At 69.7% G+C, this 17,392-nt stretch carries 17 protein-coding genes; 7 read left to right on the top strand and 10 right to left on the bottom strand.

The window, feature by feature from the left end; genetic code table 11:
- Positions 1–49 precede the first annotated feature (49 nt).
- The gene (locus ABDJ40_RS01215; protein ID WP_347605021.1) at positions 50–532 is read left to right on the top strand and encodes a c-type cytochrome; all 483 of its coding nucleotides are present in this window, start codon (positions 50–52) and stop codon (positions 530–532) included.
- A gap of 15 nt (positions 533–547) precedes the next feature.
- On the opposite strand, the gene ABDJ40_RS01210 is transcribed toward ABDJ40_RS01215, so the two are convergent.
- From ABDJ40_RS01210 to ABDJ40_RS01185, 6 genes are read right to left on the bottom strand one after another with little or no spacing between them, the layout of a single operon-like run.
- Positions 548–1,270, bottom strand: a complete 723-nt coding sequence (locus ABDJ40_RS01210; RefSeq protein ID WP_347605019.1) for an alanyl-tRNA editing protein — start codon at positions 1,268–1,270, stop codon at positions 548–550.
- Positions 1,267–1,845: a VOC family protein gene (locus ABDJ40_RS01205; RefSeq protein ID WP_347605016.1), complete on the bottom strand. Its 579-nt coding sequence runs from the start codon at positions 1,843–1,845 to the stop codon at positions 1,267–1,269. The genes ABDJ40_RS01210 and ABDJ40_RS01205 overlap by 4 nt, the downstream gene beginning before the upstream one ends.
- Before the next feature lie 39 nt (positions 1,846–1,884).
- Complete coding sequence (locus ABDJ40_RS01200; RefSeq protein WP_347605013.1) at positions 1,885–2,730, bottom strand: PhzF family phenazine biosynthesis protein; 846 nt, start codon at positions 2,728–2,730, stop codon at positions 1,885–1,887.
- A gap of 32 nt (positions 2,731–2,762) precedes the next feature.
- Positions 2,763–3,251, bottom strand: coding sequence for a GNAT family N-acetyltransferase (locus tag ABDJ40_RS01195; RefSeq protein WP_347605010.1), 489 nt, complete (start codon positions 3,249–3,251; stop codon positions 2,763–2,765).
- A gap of 12 nt (positions 3,252–3,263) precedes the next feature.
- Positions 3,264–4,475, bottom strand: coding sequence for an aminotransferase-like domain-containing protein (locus ABDJ40_RS01190; protein ID WP_347605007.1), 1,212 nt, complete (start codon positions 4,473–4,475; stop codon positions 3,264–3,266).
- Between the two features lie 59 nt (positions 4,476–4,534).
- The gene (locus ABDJ40_RS01185) at positions 4,535–5,251 is read right to left on the bottom strand and encodes an aspartate/glutamate racemase family protein (RefSeq protein ID WP_347605004.1); all 717 of its coding nucleotides are present in this window, start codon (positions 5,249–5,251) and stop codon (positions 4,535–4,537) included.
- Between the two features lie 73 nt (positions 5,252–5,324).
- Here ABDJ40_RS01185 and ABDJ40_RS01180 point away from each other — a divergent pair, with 73 nt between their 5' ends.
- Positions 5,325–6,764 carry an aminotransferase-like domain-containing protein gene (locus ABDJ40_RS01180; protein WP_347605001.1) on the top strand — a complete coding sequence of 480 codons (1,440 nt, stop codon included), beginning with the start codon at positions 5,325–5,327 and terminating at the stop codon, positions 6,762–6,764.
- A gap of 13 nt (positions 6,765–6,777) precedes the next feature.
- Here the strand turns inward: ABDJ40_RS01180 and ABDJ40_RS01175 are convergent, their stop codons facing one another.
- The gene (locus ABDJ40_RS01175) at positions 6,778–8,340 is read right to left on the bottom strand and encodes a GGDEF domain-containing protein (RefSeq protein ID WP_347604998.1); all 1,563 of its coding nucleotides are present in this window, start codon (positions 8,338–8,340) and stop codon (positions 6,778–6,780) included.
- A gap of 228 nt (positions 8,341–8,568) precedes the next feature.
- Here ABDJ40_RS01175 and ABDJ40_RS01170 point away from each other — a divergent pair, with 228 nt between their 5' ends.
- The gene (locus ABDJ40_RS01170) at positions 8,569–9,207 is read left to right on the top strand and encodes a response regulator (protein WP_347604995.1); all 639 of its coding nucleotides are present in this window, start codon (positions 8,569–8,571) and stop codon (positions 9,205–9,207) included.
- 21 nt (positions 9,208–9,228) lie between these two features.
- On the opposite strand, the gene ABDJ40_RS01165 is transcribed toward ABDJ40_RS01170, so the two are convergent.
- Positions 9,229–11,094, bottom strand: coding sequence for an ATP-binding cassette domain-containing protein (locus ABDJ40_RS01165; protein WP_347604992.1), 1,866 nt, complete (start codon positions 11,092–11,094; stop codon positions 9,229–9,231).
- Between the two features lie 170 nt (positions 11,095–11,264).
- On the opposite strand from ABDJ40_RS01165, the gene ABDJ40_RS01160 reads away from it, so the two are divergent.
- From ABDJ40_RS01160 to ABDJ40_RS01150, 3 genes are all read left to right on the top strand, one after another.
- Entirely contained in the window at positions 11,265–12,311 is a 1,047-nt protein-coding gene (locus tag ABDJ40_RS01160) for an ATP-grasp domain-containing protein (protein WP_347604989.1), read from the top strand.
- 32 nt (positions 12,312–12,343) lie between these two features.
- The gene (locus tag ABDJ40_RS01155) at positions 12,344–12,532 is read left to right on the top strand and encodes a hypothetical protein (protein ID WP_347604986.1); all 189 of its coding nucleotides are present in this window, start codon (positions 12,344–12,346) and stop codon (positions 12,530–12,532) included.
- Positions 12,533–12,652: 120 nt separating this feature from the next.
- The gene (locus ABDJ40_RS01150) at positions 12,653–13,354 is read left to right on the top strand and encodes a DUF6624 domain-containing protein (protein ID WP_347604983.1); all 702 of its coding nucleotides are present in this window, start codon (positions 12,653–12,655) and stop codon (positions 13,352–13,354) included.
- Between the two features lie 43 nt (positions 13,355–13,397).
- Here the strand turns inward: ABDJ40_RS01150 and ABDJ40_RS01145 are convergent, their stop codons facing one another.
- On the bottom strand, positions 13,398–14,258 hold the full coding sequence (locus ABDJ40_RS01145; protein ID WP_347604980.1) for a helix-turn-helix domain-containing protein: 861 nt from the start codon (positions 14,256–14,258) through the stop codon (positions 13,398–13,400).
- A 96-nt stretch (positions 14,259–14,354) separates the two neighbouring features.
- Here ABDJ40_RS01145 and ABDJ40_RS01140 point away from each other — a divergent pair, with 96 nt between their 5' ends.
- Positions 14,355–15,749 (top strand): cytochrome P450, encoded by a 1,395-nt coding sequence (locus ABDJ40_RS01140; RefSeq protein WP_430765582.1) that lies wholly within the window; start codon positions 14,355–14,357, stop codon positions 15,747–15,749.
- A gap of 75 nt (positions 15,750–15,824) precedes the next feature.
- On the opposite strand, the gene ABDJ40_RS01135 is transcribed toward ABDJ40_RS01140, so the two are convergent.
- Positions 15,825–17,174, bottom strand: coding sequence for a chitinase (locus tag ABDJ40_RS01135; RefSeq protein ID WP_347604977.1), 1,350 nt, complete (start codon positions 17,172–17,174; stop codon positions 15,825–15,827).
- Positions 17,175–17,392: the final 218 nt, after the last annotated feature.

The following is a 17,392-nucleotide window of genomic DNA, read 5'->3' as shown; positions in this document are numbered from 1 at the left end:
CGTCCCCGCCCGGCACCACCGGGCAGGCACACCCCAACACGGAGACCCCATGCCTTCGATCCTCGCCCAGTCCCGCCCCGCCCTGCTGGCCCTGCTGTGCTTTGGCAGCGCCCTGAGCAGCGCCCAGGCTCCAAGCGCCTTCAAGCGCCCCAGCGATGCCGTGGAATACCGCCAGGCCGGCTTCGAGCTGATGGCCACGCACTTCAAGCGCCTCAACGACATGGCTCAGGGCAAGGTGCCCTACGACGCGAAGGCCGTCGAAGAGAACATGGCCGTGATCGCCGTCGTGTCCAAGCTGCCCTTCACCGCCTTCGTGCCGGGCAGCGACAAGGCCAAGGGCACCGAAGCCCTGCCCGAAGTCTGGAGCCAGCCGGCCAAGTTCCAGGAAGCGGCTGACAAGCTGCAGGCCGAGGTCGGCAAGCTGCAGGCCGCGGTCAAGTCAGGCAAGCAGGAAGACGTGAAGATCGCCGCGGGCGCCGTGGGCCAGAGCTGCAAGGCCTGCCACGACAACTTCAAGCAGAAGGGCCACTGAGGCGCTTGTTCCGCCTCAGGCGTCGACTGGCTGGGCAAAGCCCAGCACGACGCGCCGCGTCATCGCGGACTTCTTCTCGATCTTGGTGACCACCACGGCGCCGATGTCCGCCGTGTTGCTCACATGCGTCCCGCCGCAGGGCTGGAGGTCCAGGCCCTCGATCTCGACCAGGCGCACGCGGCCGCTGCCGCGTGGCGGCTGCACGCTCATGCTGCGCACGAGGCCGGGATTGGCATCCAGCTCGGCGTCAGTGATCCAGCGCAGCCGCACCGGCCGGGCCTCGGCCACGAGGCGCGCCAGGCCCGCCGTCAGGGCCTCCTTGTCCAGGGGCTCGCTCATATGGAAATCCAGGCGCGCATAGCCCGCGGTGATGGAGCAGCCGTCGACCGGATGCGGCACCAGCGCGCACAGCAGGTGCGTGGCGGTATGGAAGCGCATGTGGGCCCGGCGCCGCTGCGCATCGATGCGCAGCCGCACCTCCTGCCCGGGCGCCAGCCCCTCCAGCGACTGCCCCACGGCGGGCAGGTGCAGGATCTCCAGGCCCTCGCCCTTGCGGGTGTCGGCGATGGCCATCGTGCGTCCATCGGCCAGCACGACCTCCCCCGCGTCGCCCGCCTGCCCGCCGCCCTGCGGGTAGAACACGGTGCGGTCCAGCAGCAGCCCACGCTCGTCAGCTCGCAGCAGGCGGGCCGTGCATTCGAGCAGCCCGGCGTCGTCCCGAAACAGGTCCTGGGTCATCCGATCACCTCCAGCATCCGCTCGCCCAGGGGCGTGTCCAGCCAGACCCGCAGGCCATCACGGGCCTCGAAGGCCTTGAGGCTGACGGGGCTGTCAGGCAGGGCGTCGCAGGGGTGTCTGTCGCCCCATTCGATCAGCATGGGCAGCCCTTCGCGACGCAGCCGCCGGCCGTCCTCGCGCAGGGCGATCTGCCAGCTCAGCAGGCCGCGCGAGGCCGCCACGGGCTGGCCGCCGTCCACGCCCTCGCTGCGCCACTGCGCCAGCGTGGCCTCCAGGCTGGGCACCCGCGCGACCCAATGGATGAGCCCAGGCCCCTGCGCCAGGCGCTCGCGCAGCGCGGGCAGGTCCAGGTCGAACCAGCGGGCGCGGCCGGGGGGCGGCGCCTCGGGATCGATGGCGATGATCTCCAGGTAGCAGCGCGGATGCGTCGCCGAGCCGATGTTCAGCACGGCGTTGTGCGTGCCCATCAGCGCGTGCTTGCCGCCCGGCACCGGGCGCACGCCCAGGGCCCGCTCGCACCAGGCCACCCCATCTTCCAGCGTGGCCGCACCGACCACCAGATGATCCATGTCCATCGCTATCTCCCCTGCTCTGCTTCGCTGTCAGGGCCGGCCTCAGAGGAGGACCTGCCCCTCGATCAAGGGCACGACATCCCCGCCGATCCAGCAGGTGCCGCCCTCGCTGTGCACATGGATGCGGCCATCCCGGCCCAGCGCCCGGCCCTGACCGGCGGTATAGGACGGGCCCGCGAGGCCGCTGCCGATCAGCCACAGGGCCAGGCCGGCATTGAGGCTGCCCGTCACCGGGTCCTCGGGCACCGACAGGCCCGGCACGAAGCCGCGCACCTCGAACTGCAGCTCATGCCCCGGCGGGTAGGCGCCGACGACGCCCAGGTCCAGGCCCTGCATCGCCAGGAAGTCGGGCTGGATGGCCAGCACGGCCTCGGCCGTCTCCAGGCGCGCCGCCACCCAGGGCGGCCCGCCGTTGTCCACCCAGACCACGTCCAGCAGCTGCGTGTCCGCCACGCGCAGGCAACGGACGACCTGTTCGCGCACCTCGGCCGGAACCGGGCCGCTGCGCACCAGGGCCGGCGCCGCAAAGGCCAGGCGCTCGCCGTCCTGGCGCAGGGGCACGGCGCCGATGGCGCTTTCCTGGACGATGCGGCCGGGCGTCTTGGGCACGCCACCGTGCCTGAGCCAGACATGGGCCGAGCCCAGGGTCGGATGGCCTGCAAAAGGCAGCTCGCCGCCGGGCGTGAAGATGCGCACGCGATAGTCCGCCTCGGGAAGGGTGGGCGGCAGCAGGAAGGTGGTCTCGCTGAGGTTGGTCCAGCAGGCGAAGGCCTGCATCTGGGTCTCGTCGAGGCCCGTCCCGTCCACCACGACCGCCAGGGCATTGCCCTTGAGCGGCACCGCCGTGAAGACATCGACCTGGGCAAAGGGACGCGAACGCGGGCTCATCAAGGCTCCTTCAGACGGTGACGATGAAAAGTTCAGGGCGGCGGCTTGGCGCCGTCGCGCAGGTACAGGCCGGGCCGGGCAATCTCCATGCCCCGCTCGGGATGGCCCAGGGGCCGGAAGCCGTGGCGGGCGTACAGCGCCTGCATGTCACGGGTGACCAGCTGCAGCCGGCGCAGGCCCTGGAGGTCCGGGTGCTGCAGCAGGGTCTGCATCATCCAGTCTGCCAGGCCCTGGCGGCGGTGCGGCTCCAGCACGTAGACGTCGCAGAGGTAGGCGTAGGTCGCCCGGTCCGTGACCATGCGGGCGAAACCCACCTGGACCTCGGGCCCCTCGCCTTCACGGCAGCGCAGGGCGATGCACAGCGAGTGCGCGATCGCCCGCCGCACCAGCGCCAGCGGGATGCCCTCGGACCAGTAGGCCTGGCTCAGGTAGGCATGGGCGGCCACGGCGTCGATGTCGGCCGGCTCAAGGCCCAGCCGGTAGCGGCGCTCCCCGAGCTGGCGGTGCAGGCCGTCGCCCACCACGGCGGCGCCTCAGGGCGTAGGCTGCGCGCCGGACTCCAGCGCCTCGCCCAGCACGCGGCCCAGGATGGCCACGCCCTCGGTGATCAGCTCCGGCGTCAGGGTCACGAAGGACAGGCGCAGGGCACGCAGATCAGGGTTGGCGGCGTAGAAGGCCGCGCCGGGCACGTAGGCGATGTTGGCGTCCACGGCCTTGGGCAGCAGGGCCATGGCGTCCAGGCCCTCGGGCAGGCGGATCCAGAAGAACATGCCGCCCTTGGGCTTCTGCCATTCGCAGCCGGCCGGCAGGTACTTCTTCAGGGCCTCGGCCATGGCATCGCGATTGGCCTTGTAGCGGGTGCGGATGCTGGGAATGTGCTGATCCAGGAAGCCGTCCTTGATGACGTCATAGACCACGCGCTGGTTGAAGCCCGGCGTGTGGAGGTCGGCGGCCTGCTTGGCCTGCAGCAGCTTGGGGTACAGGGCCTTGGGCGCGATGATGTAGCCCAGGCGGAAGCCGGGGGTCAGCACCTTGGAGAAGGAGCCCAGGTAGATGGAGCCCTCGGGCCACATCGAGGTCAGCGCTGCCGGCGGTTCCTCATCGAACCACAGGTCGCCGTAGGGGTTGTCTTCCACCACCGGCACGTTGGCCGCCTTGGCCGCGGCCATCACGGCCTGGCGGCGCTCCAGGCTCATCACGCGACCGGTGGGGTTCTGGTAGTTGGGCAGCAGGTAGGCGAAGCGGGTGCCAGGCGCGTCATGGGCCAGGCGGCCGAAGGCTTCGGGCAGCGGACCTTCGTGGTCGCTGGCCAGGCTGGTGAAGATGGGCTCGTAGGGCGTGAAGGCCTGCAGGGCGCCCAGGTAGGTGGGCGTCTCGACGGCCACGGGCGCGCCGGCATCGCACAGGATCTTGCCGACCAGGTCCAGGCCCTGCTGCGAGCCGCTGGTGATCAGCACCTGGTCCGGCGAGCAGTCGATGCCCAGGTGCGCCATGCGGGCGGCGACCCACTCGCGCAGCGGCGCAAAGCCCTCGCTGGCGGCGTACTGGAGGGACTCCTTGGCATTGAGCGAGAGCACACGGTCGCAGGCCGATTTCAGGGCCTCGACGGGGAAGGTGTCCGCCGAAGGCAGGCCGCCGGCCATGGACAGGATGCCCGGCTTCTCGGTGACCTTGAGGATCTCGCGGATGATGGACGGGTTCATCCGTGCGGCGCGTTGGGCCAGGTTCCAGGGGGTGGTGCTCATCTTCTTGTCTCCAGCAAGTCGTCTGAAAAACGTCGGGGGCCGGCAAAGGCCCGGTGATTTCACGGGGCCAGCAGCCAGTCTGCAGCCGCCTGCGCCTGCAAGCGGGTGCTGTCGAAGAACGGCAGCGGGCAGTCCTGCTGGACCGCATCATCCAGCAAGAGTCCCAATTCGGTACAGCCCAGGATCAGGGCTTGTGCGCCCTGCGTGGCCAGCTGGGCGGCCTGGCGCAGCAGGGTCTGGCGCGAGCTGTCCCGCACCTCGCCGCGGCACAGCTCCTCGAAGATGATGCGGTGCACCTCCTCGGCGTCCTCGCCCTGAGGGCTCAGCAGCTCGATGCCCTGGGCCTGCATGCGTTCGGTGTAGAAGCCCGGCGCCATGGTGTAGCGCGTGCCCATCAGCGCGGCGCGGCGGATGCCCTGGCGCTTCAGCGCGGCGGCCGTCAGGTCCACCAGGTGCAGCAGGGGCAGCTCGCCGCCGGCCGCGATGGCCGGGGCCACGCGGTGCATGGTGTTGGTCGCCAGCATCAGGGCCCCGGCGCCGGCGCGGCGCAGGCCGGCGGCGGCCTCGCCCAGGAGGCGCCCGGCCTCGTCCCAGCGGTCCTCGCGCTGCAGGGTGGCGATCTCGTCGAAGTCCACGCTCCACAGCAGCAGGCGCGCGCTGTGCAGCCCGCCCTGGCGGGTGGCCACCTCGCGGTTGATCAGGGCGTACAGCTGCGCGCTGGACTCCCAGCTCATGCCGCCGAGCAGTCCCAGAACACGGGTCGAAGACTTCTGCATCGGCCCAGTCTACGGCCCACAGCCAGTACAGAACCAATACACTTATCCAGACAGCACTAGAAACTGTACTGGCATGCACACCGACACAGCCTCCCTGCAGCGCGACGCCGGCCAGACCCTGGCCCAGCAGCTCGCCCAGCGTTTTTCCCAGCGCATCCAGCAGCGCCTGCTGCTGCCGGGCAGCCGCCTGCCCTCGGTGCGCGAATGCGCCCGTCATCACCGCGTGAGCCCCTACACCGTGGTGGCCGCCTATGACCAGCTGCTGGCCGCCGGCCTGGTGGAGGCGCGCAAGCAGCGCGGCTTCTTCGTGCGGGACCTGCGCCCCCAACCCGTGGCGCCCGGGCGCAGCGACCCCCCGCGTCCGCCAGTGGGCATCCCCCAGGGCGTGCCCTTGGACGCCACCGCGCTGATCCGCGGCATGTTCCAGGCCGACGCCCGCCATGCGCCCGGCCTGGGCACCCTGCCCGGCGACTGGCTGGACCTGCCCCTGCTGCAGAGCGCCATGCGCCGCGTGCTGGCCCAGACCGACGGCGACGACCCCCTGGCCCTGCAGTACGGCGAGCCCGGCGGCGACCTGCGCCTGCGCCAGGCCCTGGCCCGGCGCCTGGACGACCTGGGCATCAGCGCCCCGGCGGACCAGATCGTCAGCACCGTCGGCGCGACCCATGCCCTGGACCTCATCACCCGCCGCCTGCTGCAGCCGGGCGACGCCGTGCTGGTGGACGACCCCGGCTGGTCCATCGAATACGCGCGGCTGTCCCAGGCCGGCATGCGCCTGCTGCCCGTGCCCCGCGGCGCCGACGGTCCGGACATGGCCGTGATGACCCAGCTCGCCCAGGAGCACCGGCCTCGCATGTACGTGACGGTCTCGGTGCTGCACAACCCCACGGGCGGCACGCTGTCGCTGGCCCGCGCCCACCAGATCCTGAAGCTGGCCGAGTCGCAGGACTTCCAGATCGTCGAGGACGACACCTATGCCTCCATGGCGCCCAACCACGCGCCGCGGCTGTCGGCCCTGGACGGGCTGCGGCGCACGCTTTATGTCTCGGGCTTTTCCAAGATCCTCACGCCGGCCTGGCGCGTGGGCTTCGTGGCGGCGGCGCCAGAGGTCGTGGCCCAGCTGACCGAACAGAAGCTGCTGACCACCCTCACCACCAGCCCCCTGATGGACCGCGCCGTGGCCGTGTGCCTGGAGCAGGGCACGCTGCGCCGCCACGCCGAGCGCGTGATCGCCCGGCTGGACGCCGCCCGCCAGCGCGTCGTGCCCCTGGCCGAAGCCGCAGGCTGCCGCTTCGTCACGCCGCCCGCCGGCCTCTTCGGCTGGCTGGAGGTCGGCATGGACACCGAGCGCCTGGCCCAGCGCATGCTGGACGAAGGCTGGCTGATCGCCCCGGGCGTGCTGTTCAGCGCCACCCGCCAGGCCGGCAGCCTCATGCGCATCAACTTCGCCACCTCGCAGGACGCCCGCTTCTGGCGCCGCCTGCAGGCCATGCGCGAGGAGCGCCTGCGCTGAGCGCCGGCCCGGCTCAGGCGCACTCGATGCGGTCGCGGCCCGCGGCCTTGGCGCGGTACAGGGCCGCGTCGGCCCGCTGGTAGAGCGTGTCGGGGCTGTCCGGCGTCGAGAACATCGCCAGGCCGATGCTGGCGGTGACACAGGCGGTGGCCGCGCCCTCGGGCTGGGCCTCGTGGGCGATGCCAGCCCGCGCCAGCAGGGCACGGAACTCCTCGGCCTGGTGCAGGGCGCCCGGCGCGTCGGTGTCCTGCAGCAGCAGGGCGAACTCCTCGCCGCCCAGGCGGGCCGGCAGGTCCGAGGGACGGCGCGCGACCTCCTGCAGGCAGCGCGCGACCTCCTGCAGCGCCCGGTCCCCCGCAGCATGGCCGTAGTGGTCGTTGTAGCGCTTGAAGTGGTCCACGTCGATCAGGATCAGGCACAGCGAGGCGCCGTTGCGGTGCTGCTGGCGCAGGGCCAGGGACAGGCGCTGGCTGAAGCAGCGCCGGTTGGGCAGGCCGGTCAGGGCGTCGGTCAGCGAGAGCTTCTCCAGCTCGTAGACCTGGCGGTCGATGACGGACAGCAGGTGGTTGATGCCGGCGCCCAGCTCGTTGATCTCGTCCGCGCCCTGCAGGGTCACGGCGGCATGCCACTGCCTCTGCTCACGGATGGCGGCCAGCTCGCGCCGCATGCGCACCACGCGCGAAATCACCGTGCGATCGAGCAGCCAGGCCAGGGTCAGGCTGAAGACCAGGGCCAGCACCCCGGCGGTCAGACGGCGCTCTCGGGCCTCGCGTTCACCGCGCTGAACGATGCGGCGCCCATGCTGCACCTCCAGGGCCACCCGCTGCAGGGACTCGCCGGCCACGGGCAGGGGCCAGTGCATCAGCAGCCGCTCGTCCAGACGGCGCAGGCTCCAGGGGCCCGCGCCCGGCAACTCGGCGCTGCCCAGGGCCTGCACAGGGTCACCGGCCAGGGGCAGGGCCTGGGCCGCAGGGACGAAACGCACCGGCAGGCCGACGCGGCGCTCGAGCCGCCGCAGGAAATGGCTGTCCAGGCGCTCGGCCATCACCAGCACGCCACGGGCGCCGTCGTTCATCCCGGGCTCCTCCAGGCGGCGCCGGCACAGCAGCACCAGGTAGTCCGGCGAACCCGCCAGGCCGCAGGCGGGGCTGTCGGCGGCGGGCGCGCCCAGCCAGTGGCGGGTGCCGGCCGGCAGGGAGGCCAGCCAGCTCGCCCCATCCACCGCGGCCCAGACCTGCAGGGCCACGCGGCCCTGGTCGTCCAGGAGCAGCAGGCCGTCCAGGCCCACCTGCGCGAGGTAGGCGGGACTGAAGTTGCGCTGGATGAACTCGGGATCGGGCCGGGTCAGGTGCCGGCGCAGATCCGGCCACAGGCGCCACTCGTGCAGCATGAACTCGCGGTGCTGGATCTCGCCATCCAGGATGGCCACCAGGTGCTGGAAGTCGTCTCGAGCCTCCTCCAGTTCCACGTCCTCGTAGGCCTTCGCCAGGCCGCGCTGGATGGCCCAGATGCCCAGCAGGACGCAACCCGCACAGAGCGCGAACACATAGACGAGGATCTGACGCCTGAGTCCCATGCAACGGACTTTCCTGCAGCTGGCCCGAACAGCCCATGCTAGGGCCAAACGCGGCGCAGAGGCTGCGCCGCCCGGGCCGGCGTCGCGACGGCGTCACGCACTTATTTCACGCTGCCGAAGGTTTAGGCGGCCGGGCTTTCCCGGGGCGTCAGCGAGGCGCAGGCCGGGCTCGATAAGATCGTTTGCAATATCGATTGCAGGCCGCCGTCCACACCCGGCCGCGCCGCCATGAACGCCCCCACTCCGCTCCATTTCCTCATCGTCGATCCGCTGCCCGGCGTCCAGGCCTTTGCACGCCAGCTGCTGGAGGGTTACGGCTTTCCGGCGGACAGCATCCGCTGCTGCAGCCGGCCCGACGAGGCCCTGGCACTGCTGCCCGGCTTCCGCCCCCAGTTCCTGATCTGCGACTGGTTCCCCAAGGAGGCGCTCAGCGGCATCGCCCTGCACCGGCAGGTCTGCCGGCAGGTGCCGGACTGCCGGCTCGCACTGCTGAGCTTCGAGGCCGGCCCCGAACAGCAGGCCCAGGCCCAGGCGGCCGGCGCCCGCTTCCTGCTGAAGAAGCCCTTCACGGCCCAGGAGCTGAAGAGCACCCTGCGCCAGGCCCTGGAAAAGCTCGCCACCGAACGGCCCGAGCTGCACCAGCGCCTGCAGCAGGTCATGGGCTCGCCGCAGGTGATGCAGCGGGTGTCGGCCCCCATCCCGATGCCGGCCATGCCCCAGGTGCCCCCGCTGAAGCCGGGCGACCGCGTGCGCCTGGGCAGCAGCACCGAGGTGGTGGACGCCGTGGTCATCCGCCAGGGCGAGCTGGTGGTGCAGCTGAAGAACAAGAACGGCCTGATCCCGGCCGACAAGCTGCAGCGCGCCTGAGTCCGGCGCCCGGCCTCGTGCTCAGCGGGCGCCCAGGGTCTCCCAGCGCTCCAGCAGGACCATCAGTTCCTCCTCGATGGCCGCCGCCCGGTTCGTGACCTCCTGGATGCGGCCGGCGCCCTGCGTGTAGAGCTCGGTACCGCCGATCAGGGCGTTGAGTGCCGCCTGCTCGGTCTCCAGGGCCTCGATGCGGCCCGGCAGCTCGTCCAGCTCGCGCTGCTCCTTGTAGCTGAGCTTGCGCCTGGCCGCCGCAGGCGCCGCCACCGCGGCTGCCGGCGCCGGGGTGGCCTTGGGTGCAGCCGCAGCCGCCATGGCCCTGGCACGCTGGGACTGCGTCAGCCAGTCCTGCACGCCGCCCTCGTACTCGCGCCAGACGCCATCTCCCTCCGAGACCAGGGTGGAGCTGACCACGTTGTCCAGGAAGCGGCGGTCATGGCTGACCAGGAAGACCGTGCCGTCATAGTCCTGCAGCAGCTCTTCCAGCAGCTCCAGGGTCTCGATGTCGAGGTCGTTGGTGGGCTCGTCCAGCACCAGCACATTGGCCGGGCGGGCGAAGAGCCGGGCCAGCAGCAGGCGGTTGCGCTCGCCGCCGGAGAGGCTCTTGACCGGCGAGTTGGCGCGCTGCGGGGCGAAGAGGAAGTCGCCCAGATAGCTCATCACGTGCTTGCGCTGGTTGCCGATCTCGATCCACTCGCTGCCGGGGCTGATGGTGTCGGCCAGCGTGGCTTCCAGGTTGAGCCCGTCACGCATCTGGTCGAAATAGGCCACGGTGAGGCGGGTGCCCTGGCGCACGGTGCCGCTGTCAGGGGCCAGCTCGCCCAGGATCAGCTTCAGCAGCGTGGTCTTGCCCGCGCCGTTGGGGCCGATCAGGCCGATCTTGTCGCCGCGCAGGATGGTGGTGCTGAACTCACGCACCACGGTGCGCTCGCCGAAGCGCTTGCTGACCTTGTCCAGCTCCGCAACGATCTTGCCGCTGGCGTCGCCGGTGGCGATGTCCAGGCGCACCTTGCCCTGCACGTCGCGCCGGGCGGCGTGGGCCTCGCGCATCTGCATCAGGCGGGCGACACGCGCCACGCTGCGGGTGCGGCGGGCCTCCACGCCCTTGCGGATCCAGACCTCCTCCTGTGCCAGGACCTTGTCGAAGCGGGCATTGGCCAGGGCCTCGTTCTCCAGCTCGTACTGCTTGGCGGCCTGGAAGGCGGCGAAGTTGCCGGGGTAGCCGCGCAGCTGGCCCCGGTCCAGCTCGACGATGCGGTTGCAGACGTTGTCAAGAAAGGCGCGGTCGTGGGTGATCAGCAGCAGGCTGCCCTTGAAGGCATTGAGCAGGCCTTCGAGCCAGGCGATGGCGTCCAGGTCCAGGTGGTTGGTGGGCTCGTCCAGCAGCAGCACGTCGGGCTGGGCCACCAGGGCGCGGGCCAGGGCCACGCGCTTCTTCAGGCCGCCGGACAGCGCACCGACCTGGCGGCTGCCGTCCAGTCCCAGGCGCTGCAGAGTCTCCTCCACCCGCTGCTCCCAGGTCCAGCCACCCAGCTGCTCCAGGCGGGTCTGCAGGGCGTCGAGGTCCTCGCCCGGGGCATGGGCCTCGAAGCGCTCGCGCAGCGCGCGGGCCTCGGCCACGCCTTCGCTGACGACCTCGAAGATGCTGGCCTCGGCCCGCAGCTCGGGCTCCTGGGGCACGTAGACGCTGCGCAGACCCAGCTGCAGCTGCAGCAGGCCGTCGTCGAGCTTGTCGATGCCGGCCAGGATCTTGAGCAGGGAGGACTTGCCGGTGCCGTTGCGGCCGATCAGGCCCACGCGTTCACCGGTTTCCAGCGCGAAATTGGCACCATCCAGCAGCGGCACATGGCCGTAGGCGAGGTGGGCATTGGTCAGGGAGAGGACAGCCATGGGGGCGGATTGTCCCAGACTCGGCCGCGGCTCCGGGCCACGGGCCTGCCCCCCCTCTGGCGGCGTCCATTGGGCGATTGCTGATCCGGACATCCAATTACCTGCAACTTCTTACAGTTGCCCCACCCAGGGCAATACTTAGAATCCACCCGCGCCGCATGATGAGATAAATGATATTAATAATCTCCACCGAGTCTGATTTTCATGCGCACGCCGTATCAAAGGGCCTGGATGAATTAGGCAGCCATAGTCAGCTGCTCTGCCTGGACGGGTCCCCCTTCAATCATGAGATATCACTGAGCCTGCAGGAAGAAGAGTGCCTGCGCTTCAGGAGCAGGGCTCGCAGCGCGGCGCTGGACTTCAGCAAGGTTCGAACAATCTGGCACCGACGCAGCGGCAGCATTTCCGCCCCAGCCCAGCTCCCCTCCAAGAATCACAAGATATTCAATCAAGAGTGGCAGGACTCGAGGCGGGGCATGCTGCATCTTCTCGATCAAGCCGCCCCATTCTGGGCCAATCATTGGATGCAGGCCTGGCGTGCCGAAAACAAGGTACTCCAGCTCAGCACGGCCAGAAAGCTCGGATTCAAAGTTCCCAGGACGCTCATCTCCAACTCAGCGGATGAAATTCGCCGCTTTTACGAGTCGCATGATGGAAACATCATTCACAAGATGTTCAACCCTGCGACATTCGAGGGCGCGACAGCCTGCACCGCCAAGGTGGCGCCGGAACTGATGAGTCAAACACAGACCCTCGAGTTGTGTCCGGGCATATTCCAGGAGCTTCTGGACATCGAATTCGAGGCCCGCGTGCTGGTGGCAGGAGAGGAAATCCTGGCCGCCAAGATGATCAATAGCGGAAAGGCAGGTATCGACATCAGGCGGGATCAGCTCGGCGGGCTGGCGATCACACCCATGGAGCTGCCTGCGGCAATCCATGAGCGCTGCATTCAACTGACCCGGCAGCTGGGACTCTGTACCTGTTCAATTGATCTGGCATATACCCGTTCCGGCCAGTGGAATTTCTTCGAAGTCAATCAGGCTGGACAGTTTCTCTGGATGGAACTGCACGAACCGGAGCTGCGCACCCTGGACCTGATGTGCAGGTTCCTGGCTTCGGGAACAGCGGATTTCAGACTTAGGGAAAAGCCCAGCCTGAAACTCGCCGATCATCTGCCAACAGAATTCTTTGACCGGCCAGGTCAGGAATGGAAGTAAACCCCATCAAATCCAACCACGAAGAGGAAATCATGAAACACACCGACACCCAAGGCGAAGACCTGGAAATCAAGATGCTGGGTGAATACTCGGCCCAGGACCTCAGCGACGAAGAAATCAATTCCGTGGCCGGCGCCCGTTGGGTCTCGACCGTCACCACGGACAGCGGCTGGGGCCCCAATCCCTTCTGCCCCTGCCCTGACAGGGACTTCATCAGCTGATCCTGAAGATCCCGGGCGCGTGGACCGCCTCCACGCGCCTGCTGCGCTCCGCGGATACCGGGGCCGGATGCCTCCAGCACGTGCCGTCATCGCCAGCCGAGCATTCCAATGATCGCCCGCATGAAATCTGAATCCCTACGCTTGCGCCACAGGACCTTCGTTTGCGGATGCGCCTGGATGGCCTTGCTTCTTGCAGTCCATGTCCGTGCTGAGGATGCGCCGCGCGTGCCTGACTTTTCAATCTCGACCCCATGCGACTGGTACAAGGAAACCCGGCAAACCAACCAGTGGTTCGAACGCGACCAGCAACCGCGCCAACAGCTTATGGCCATCTACTCGCGCGCCCAGGAAAGCGGCATCGCGGCGGATCCGGCCCAGGTCAAGGAAGCCATGGCGTTGATTGATGAGGCCGATGCCTCCCTGAGGAAGGCGTTGGAGGATCTGGTCACCCGGTGCGGCTGGCCGTCAAGAACCGCCTTTGGGCAAGCGGCCGTCCAGTCCGCCTACATGGTCGTCCAGCACGCGCCTCTGGACTACCAGCTCAAGTACCTGCCCGTCATCACGGCAGCGACGGCCCAGGGTGAATTCGAAAAAAGACATCTGGCGCTGCTGACGGACCGGATTCTCGTCAGACAGCAAAAGCCACAGCGCTATGGCACCCAGACCCGAGTCATCGACGCGCTCGGGAATGCGGAGATGTTCCCCATCGAGGATGAAGAGGCCGTGGACCGGCTTCGCGCGGATGCGGGCATCGTCCCGGCCTCCATCTGCGCTTACGCTTCGATGATGAACGCCCGCCTGAAGCGCTGCGAAGGGCCATAGGCTAGCCGGCCACCCCGCCCTTCGCCGGGCCTGGCTGCGTGCCTCAGACCCAGACGCGATAGGCCCAGAAGGCCTCGTCCGTGTCGATGCGCCGGCGCAGCTCCTCCGGGCTGAAGCCGGTGACGCGGCGGGTCTCGCGGCACAGATGGGCCTGGTCCGCATAGCCCGCGTCCTGGGCCAGGGCGCTCCACAGCACCTCGCCGGCCTCCATCTCGCGGCGCACCCGGTGAAAGGTGGACTCGGCACGGCTGACGCGGCGCAGGGCCTGCATGCTCTGGCCGCTCCAGCGCTTGATGCGGCGCTCGACCTGGCGCAGGCTGTCGCCATGGCCGCCGGCCACCGCCTTCAGCGCCAGGTTCTGCATCCAGTCCCGGTAGCGGCGCGGCGGCGCGGCCTGGCTCTGCGCCCAGGCCCGCCAGCGCGGCAGCAGGAATTCCTCCAGCAGGGCCTGGCAGGCGTGCTCGTCCGGGGCGGCCAGCAAGGCGGTGTTGAGGGCCTGCCAGTCGGCCCCCAGGGCGGATTCGATGGGCTCGTAGCGGTCCAGCAGGGCCGTCAGGTCCACGCCGGTCAGCGCATGCAGCGCCTCCGGCAGCATGGCCACCATGAAGCAGCGCGTGCCGGCATCGGAGCGGAACTGGGCGGGCCGGGTACGCGGCCCGCCGACCAGGCAGCGGCCGCCCAGGCGACGCTCGCTGCCGTCGTCCAGCACCTGGCAGCCGTCGCCCTCCAGCACCCAGGTCATGCCGCAGAAGGGCGTGGCCGGGAAGTGGGAGCTGCGCTGCGCCGCGGTGAGCGAGGCAGCGGCCGTGGTGTCGCGCCAGAGGGAGGCATAGAGGCAGCCGCTGAGGGCCAGGCTGGGCGCTATCAGCCGGGCGACGGCATCGGGGTGGCGGTCGCTGTCCATGGCGGCAGTGTAGTCAGGCCGGGGACAGGGGGAGGCCCGGGCCGATGTCGATTTCGTTCAAGACCCGCCGCGGGCGTCTCGCCACCATGCGGGCCCATGAACACCCAGACCCTCACCCCGACGACATCCGCCCTCCCTCCAGGCCCCGCAGGCCTGGGCTTCGACCGCCTGCGCGCCCTCAGCCGCGACTACCTCGGCCCGCTGCGCCAATGGCATGCGCAGTATGGCGACGTCGTCCGCCAGCGCTTCGTCCACCTGGTGGACTACAGCTTCCTGCACCCCGATCACATCCGCGAGGTGCTGGTGGCTTCGCACGAGCAGCTAATCCGTTGGGAGCGTGGCACCGAGGTGTTCGCCAGCGCCCATGGCCACAGCGTGCTGGTGGCCGAAGGGGAGGCCTGGCAGCGTCAGCGTCAGATGCTGCAGCCCGCCTTCGCGCCCCGGCGTGTCGAGAGCTTCGTGCCGCGCATGGTGGACGCCGCCCGCGAGAGCCTGCAGCGCTGGCAGGGCCAGCCGAACTTCGAACTGGACTTCGATTTCGAGTCGGCCATGACCCAGGTCACCATGGAGGTGATCATGCGCGCCCTCTTCTCCCGCGGCGACGAACAGCAGGGGCGCGCCATGGCCGCCGCCGTGCATGACCTGGGCATCGAGGCCATGCAGGAGTTCTACTGGCCGGTCAGCGCCCCGCTGTGGATGCCCTGGAAGGCCCGCAAGCGACGGGCCCTGCAGCTGCTCAAGCGCTTCATCGAGGCGGAAGTCGATCAACGCCTGGCCCGGACCGAGCCCCGCGAGGACACCGGCGCCGACACCGGCACCGACCTGCTGGGCCTGATGCTGGCGGCCCAGGACGCCCAGGGCCAGGGCTTCGACGCCCATGCCCTGCGGGACGAGTGCATGACGACCTTCCTCGCGGGGCACGAGACCACCGCGGCCGCCCTCACCTGGTGGGGCTGGTGCATGGCGTCGCACCCCGAGGAGCAGCGCCGTGTCGCCGACGAGCTGCAGGCCGTGCTGGGCGAGCGCGCGCCCACCGCCGCCGACCTCCCCCAGCTGCCCCGCCTGTCCCGCAGCTTCAAGGAGAGCCTGCGCCTGTATCCACCGGCGGCCGCCCTGTTCTCGCGGCGCACGACCGCGCCGGTCCGGGTGGCCGGCTACACGCTGCCGGTGGGCAGCATGGTGCGCATCACGCCCGCCCTCACGCACCGCGATCCACGCTGGTTCCTGGAGCCGGAGGCCTTCCGCCCCGATCGCTTCGATCCGGCGGCCGGCCACCCGGAGATCCCGCGCGGCGCCTGGCTGCCCTTCGGCGCCGGCCCGCGCGTATGCCTGGGCAGCCATTTCGCGCTGACGGAGATGAGCGTGATCGCCGCCCTGCTGCTGCAGCGCTACGAGCTGCAGACCGTGCCCGGCCGGCGCGCGCCGCAGCCGCGCCTGGACATCACCCTGCGCCCCGACGTGCCGCTGCACCTGGCCCTGAAGCGGCGCTGAATTGCCGCTCAGTCGGGCAAGACCTGCCCCCCGGCGTCTGTGCTGCCGGGGTCAGGTCTTGCCTTCACACGGCCCTCAGGGCAGCGTCTTCAACTGGGCCTTCACCGGCACCGAGAAGTTGTAGCCATCCGCCCGGTCCCAGTTGATGGACCAGGTCATGGCGCCGCGGAAGGCCGGATAGGCCACCTTGGGCTTCACCGCGCCGCAGTTCTGCAGCAGCGTGAGGCAGGTCAGCGCCTGGTTGATGACGCTGGGCGGCGCATAGCCACGGCCGGCCGAGCGAGTGCCCGAGGGCACGCCGAAGGCCACCTGGTCAGGGCGCAGGCCCTTGAATTCCCAGCCCGTGCCCTGGCTGACCTTGAAGCCCTCGATCAGCATCAGGCTGCCCCCCACCAGGCCGTCCACCGTGCCCTCGTTGAGCTGACGCCCGTCAGAGTAGGTGAAGCCGCCGTTGTTGTAGTACTGCACGTGGATCATCGTGAGCTCGTCCCGCAGGCCGTCGATGATGGGCAGGTAGGCACCCCAGATGCTGCCGTAGGCCACGTAGCCGCCCTGCACATAGGGATGCTCGGGTGCCATCGAGAGGTAGAAGCCCGGGCCCACCTTGGCCTTGAGCTGCTTCACCGCGCTGATCAGGTTGTTGATGATGGGTGAGCCCAGGGAGACGCCGGCGCCGCTCTCCAGGTCCAGGTCGATGCCGTCGAAGCCGTATTTGGCGATCAGCGCGGCCAGGGTGTTGACGAAGTTCGTGACCTGCGCGCTGGTGTTGAGCGTCATGCGCCCCTCCTGGCCGCCCAGGGACAGCACCACCTTCTTGCCCTTGGCGCGCTTGGCGGCGATGTCGGCGATGAAGTCCGCCTCGGAGCCGGCGCCGGGATCCAGCTGGAAGGCCACGCCGCCGTCGCCCGCGTCGCTGGCGAAGGAGATCATGATCACGTCCCAGTCATCGGACACGTCCTTCACGCGGATGGGCGCACCCGCGCCATTGGCGAAGTTGTGCCAGTAGCCGATCAGGGCGTGCTTGGGCAGGCCGGGGGATGGCGTGGGCGTGGGCGTGGGCGTGGGCGTGGGCGTGGGCGTGGGCGTGGGCGTCGGTGTCGGTGTCGGTGTCGGTGTCGGTGTCGGTGTCGGAGTGGGTGTGGGTGTCGGCGTGGGCGTGGGACTGGCCGTGCAGTCCGCCACGAAGCGCCACAGCGAAGGCGTGGAGGCCGGGTTCCAGTTGGCGCCCACATAGGCGGTGTGGGTCACCAGGGCGCTGTAGTCCTTGCCCTGGTAGCTGGCCAAGGTGTTGGCGGTGTAGGTCTTGCCTTCGGCCCAGGCGGCCGAGCAGGTCGCGGCCAGCGCGGAAGTCGAGAGCTGGACGCCGGCGGCCAGCAGGGCCAGGCCCAGGGCATGGCGGCGGACGGATGGGGTGGACACGGTCATGGGAACCTCCAGGGGATCGGTGCAAGGCTGGACAGCAGCCCGGTGGAGGCACCGCCCGCAGCGGCGCCACGCTGGGCCGTTCGTTGACGACCCCTCCAGCGCACCCGTCTTTCCCCGGCCCGCCAGGGCTGACCGTGCAAGCCCCGACGAGTGCCGCGCCCGATCCGGGATCAGGCGTTATTGGTATTTTTTTGGTCTTGCTCTGGTATTTGACAACC

Origin of the sequence: Roseateles flavus (assembly GCF_039872765.1) — a bacterium.
GTDB lineage: Bacteria > Pseudomonadota > Gammaproteobacteria > Burkholderiales > Burkholderiaceae_C > Roseateles_B > Roseateles_B flavus.
The sequence above is the reverse complement of the archived record's forward strand: the minus strand, read 5'-3'. Positions and strand labels throughout refer to the sequence as shown.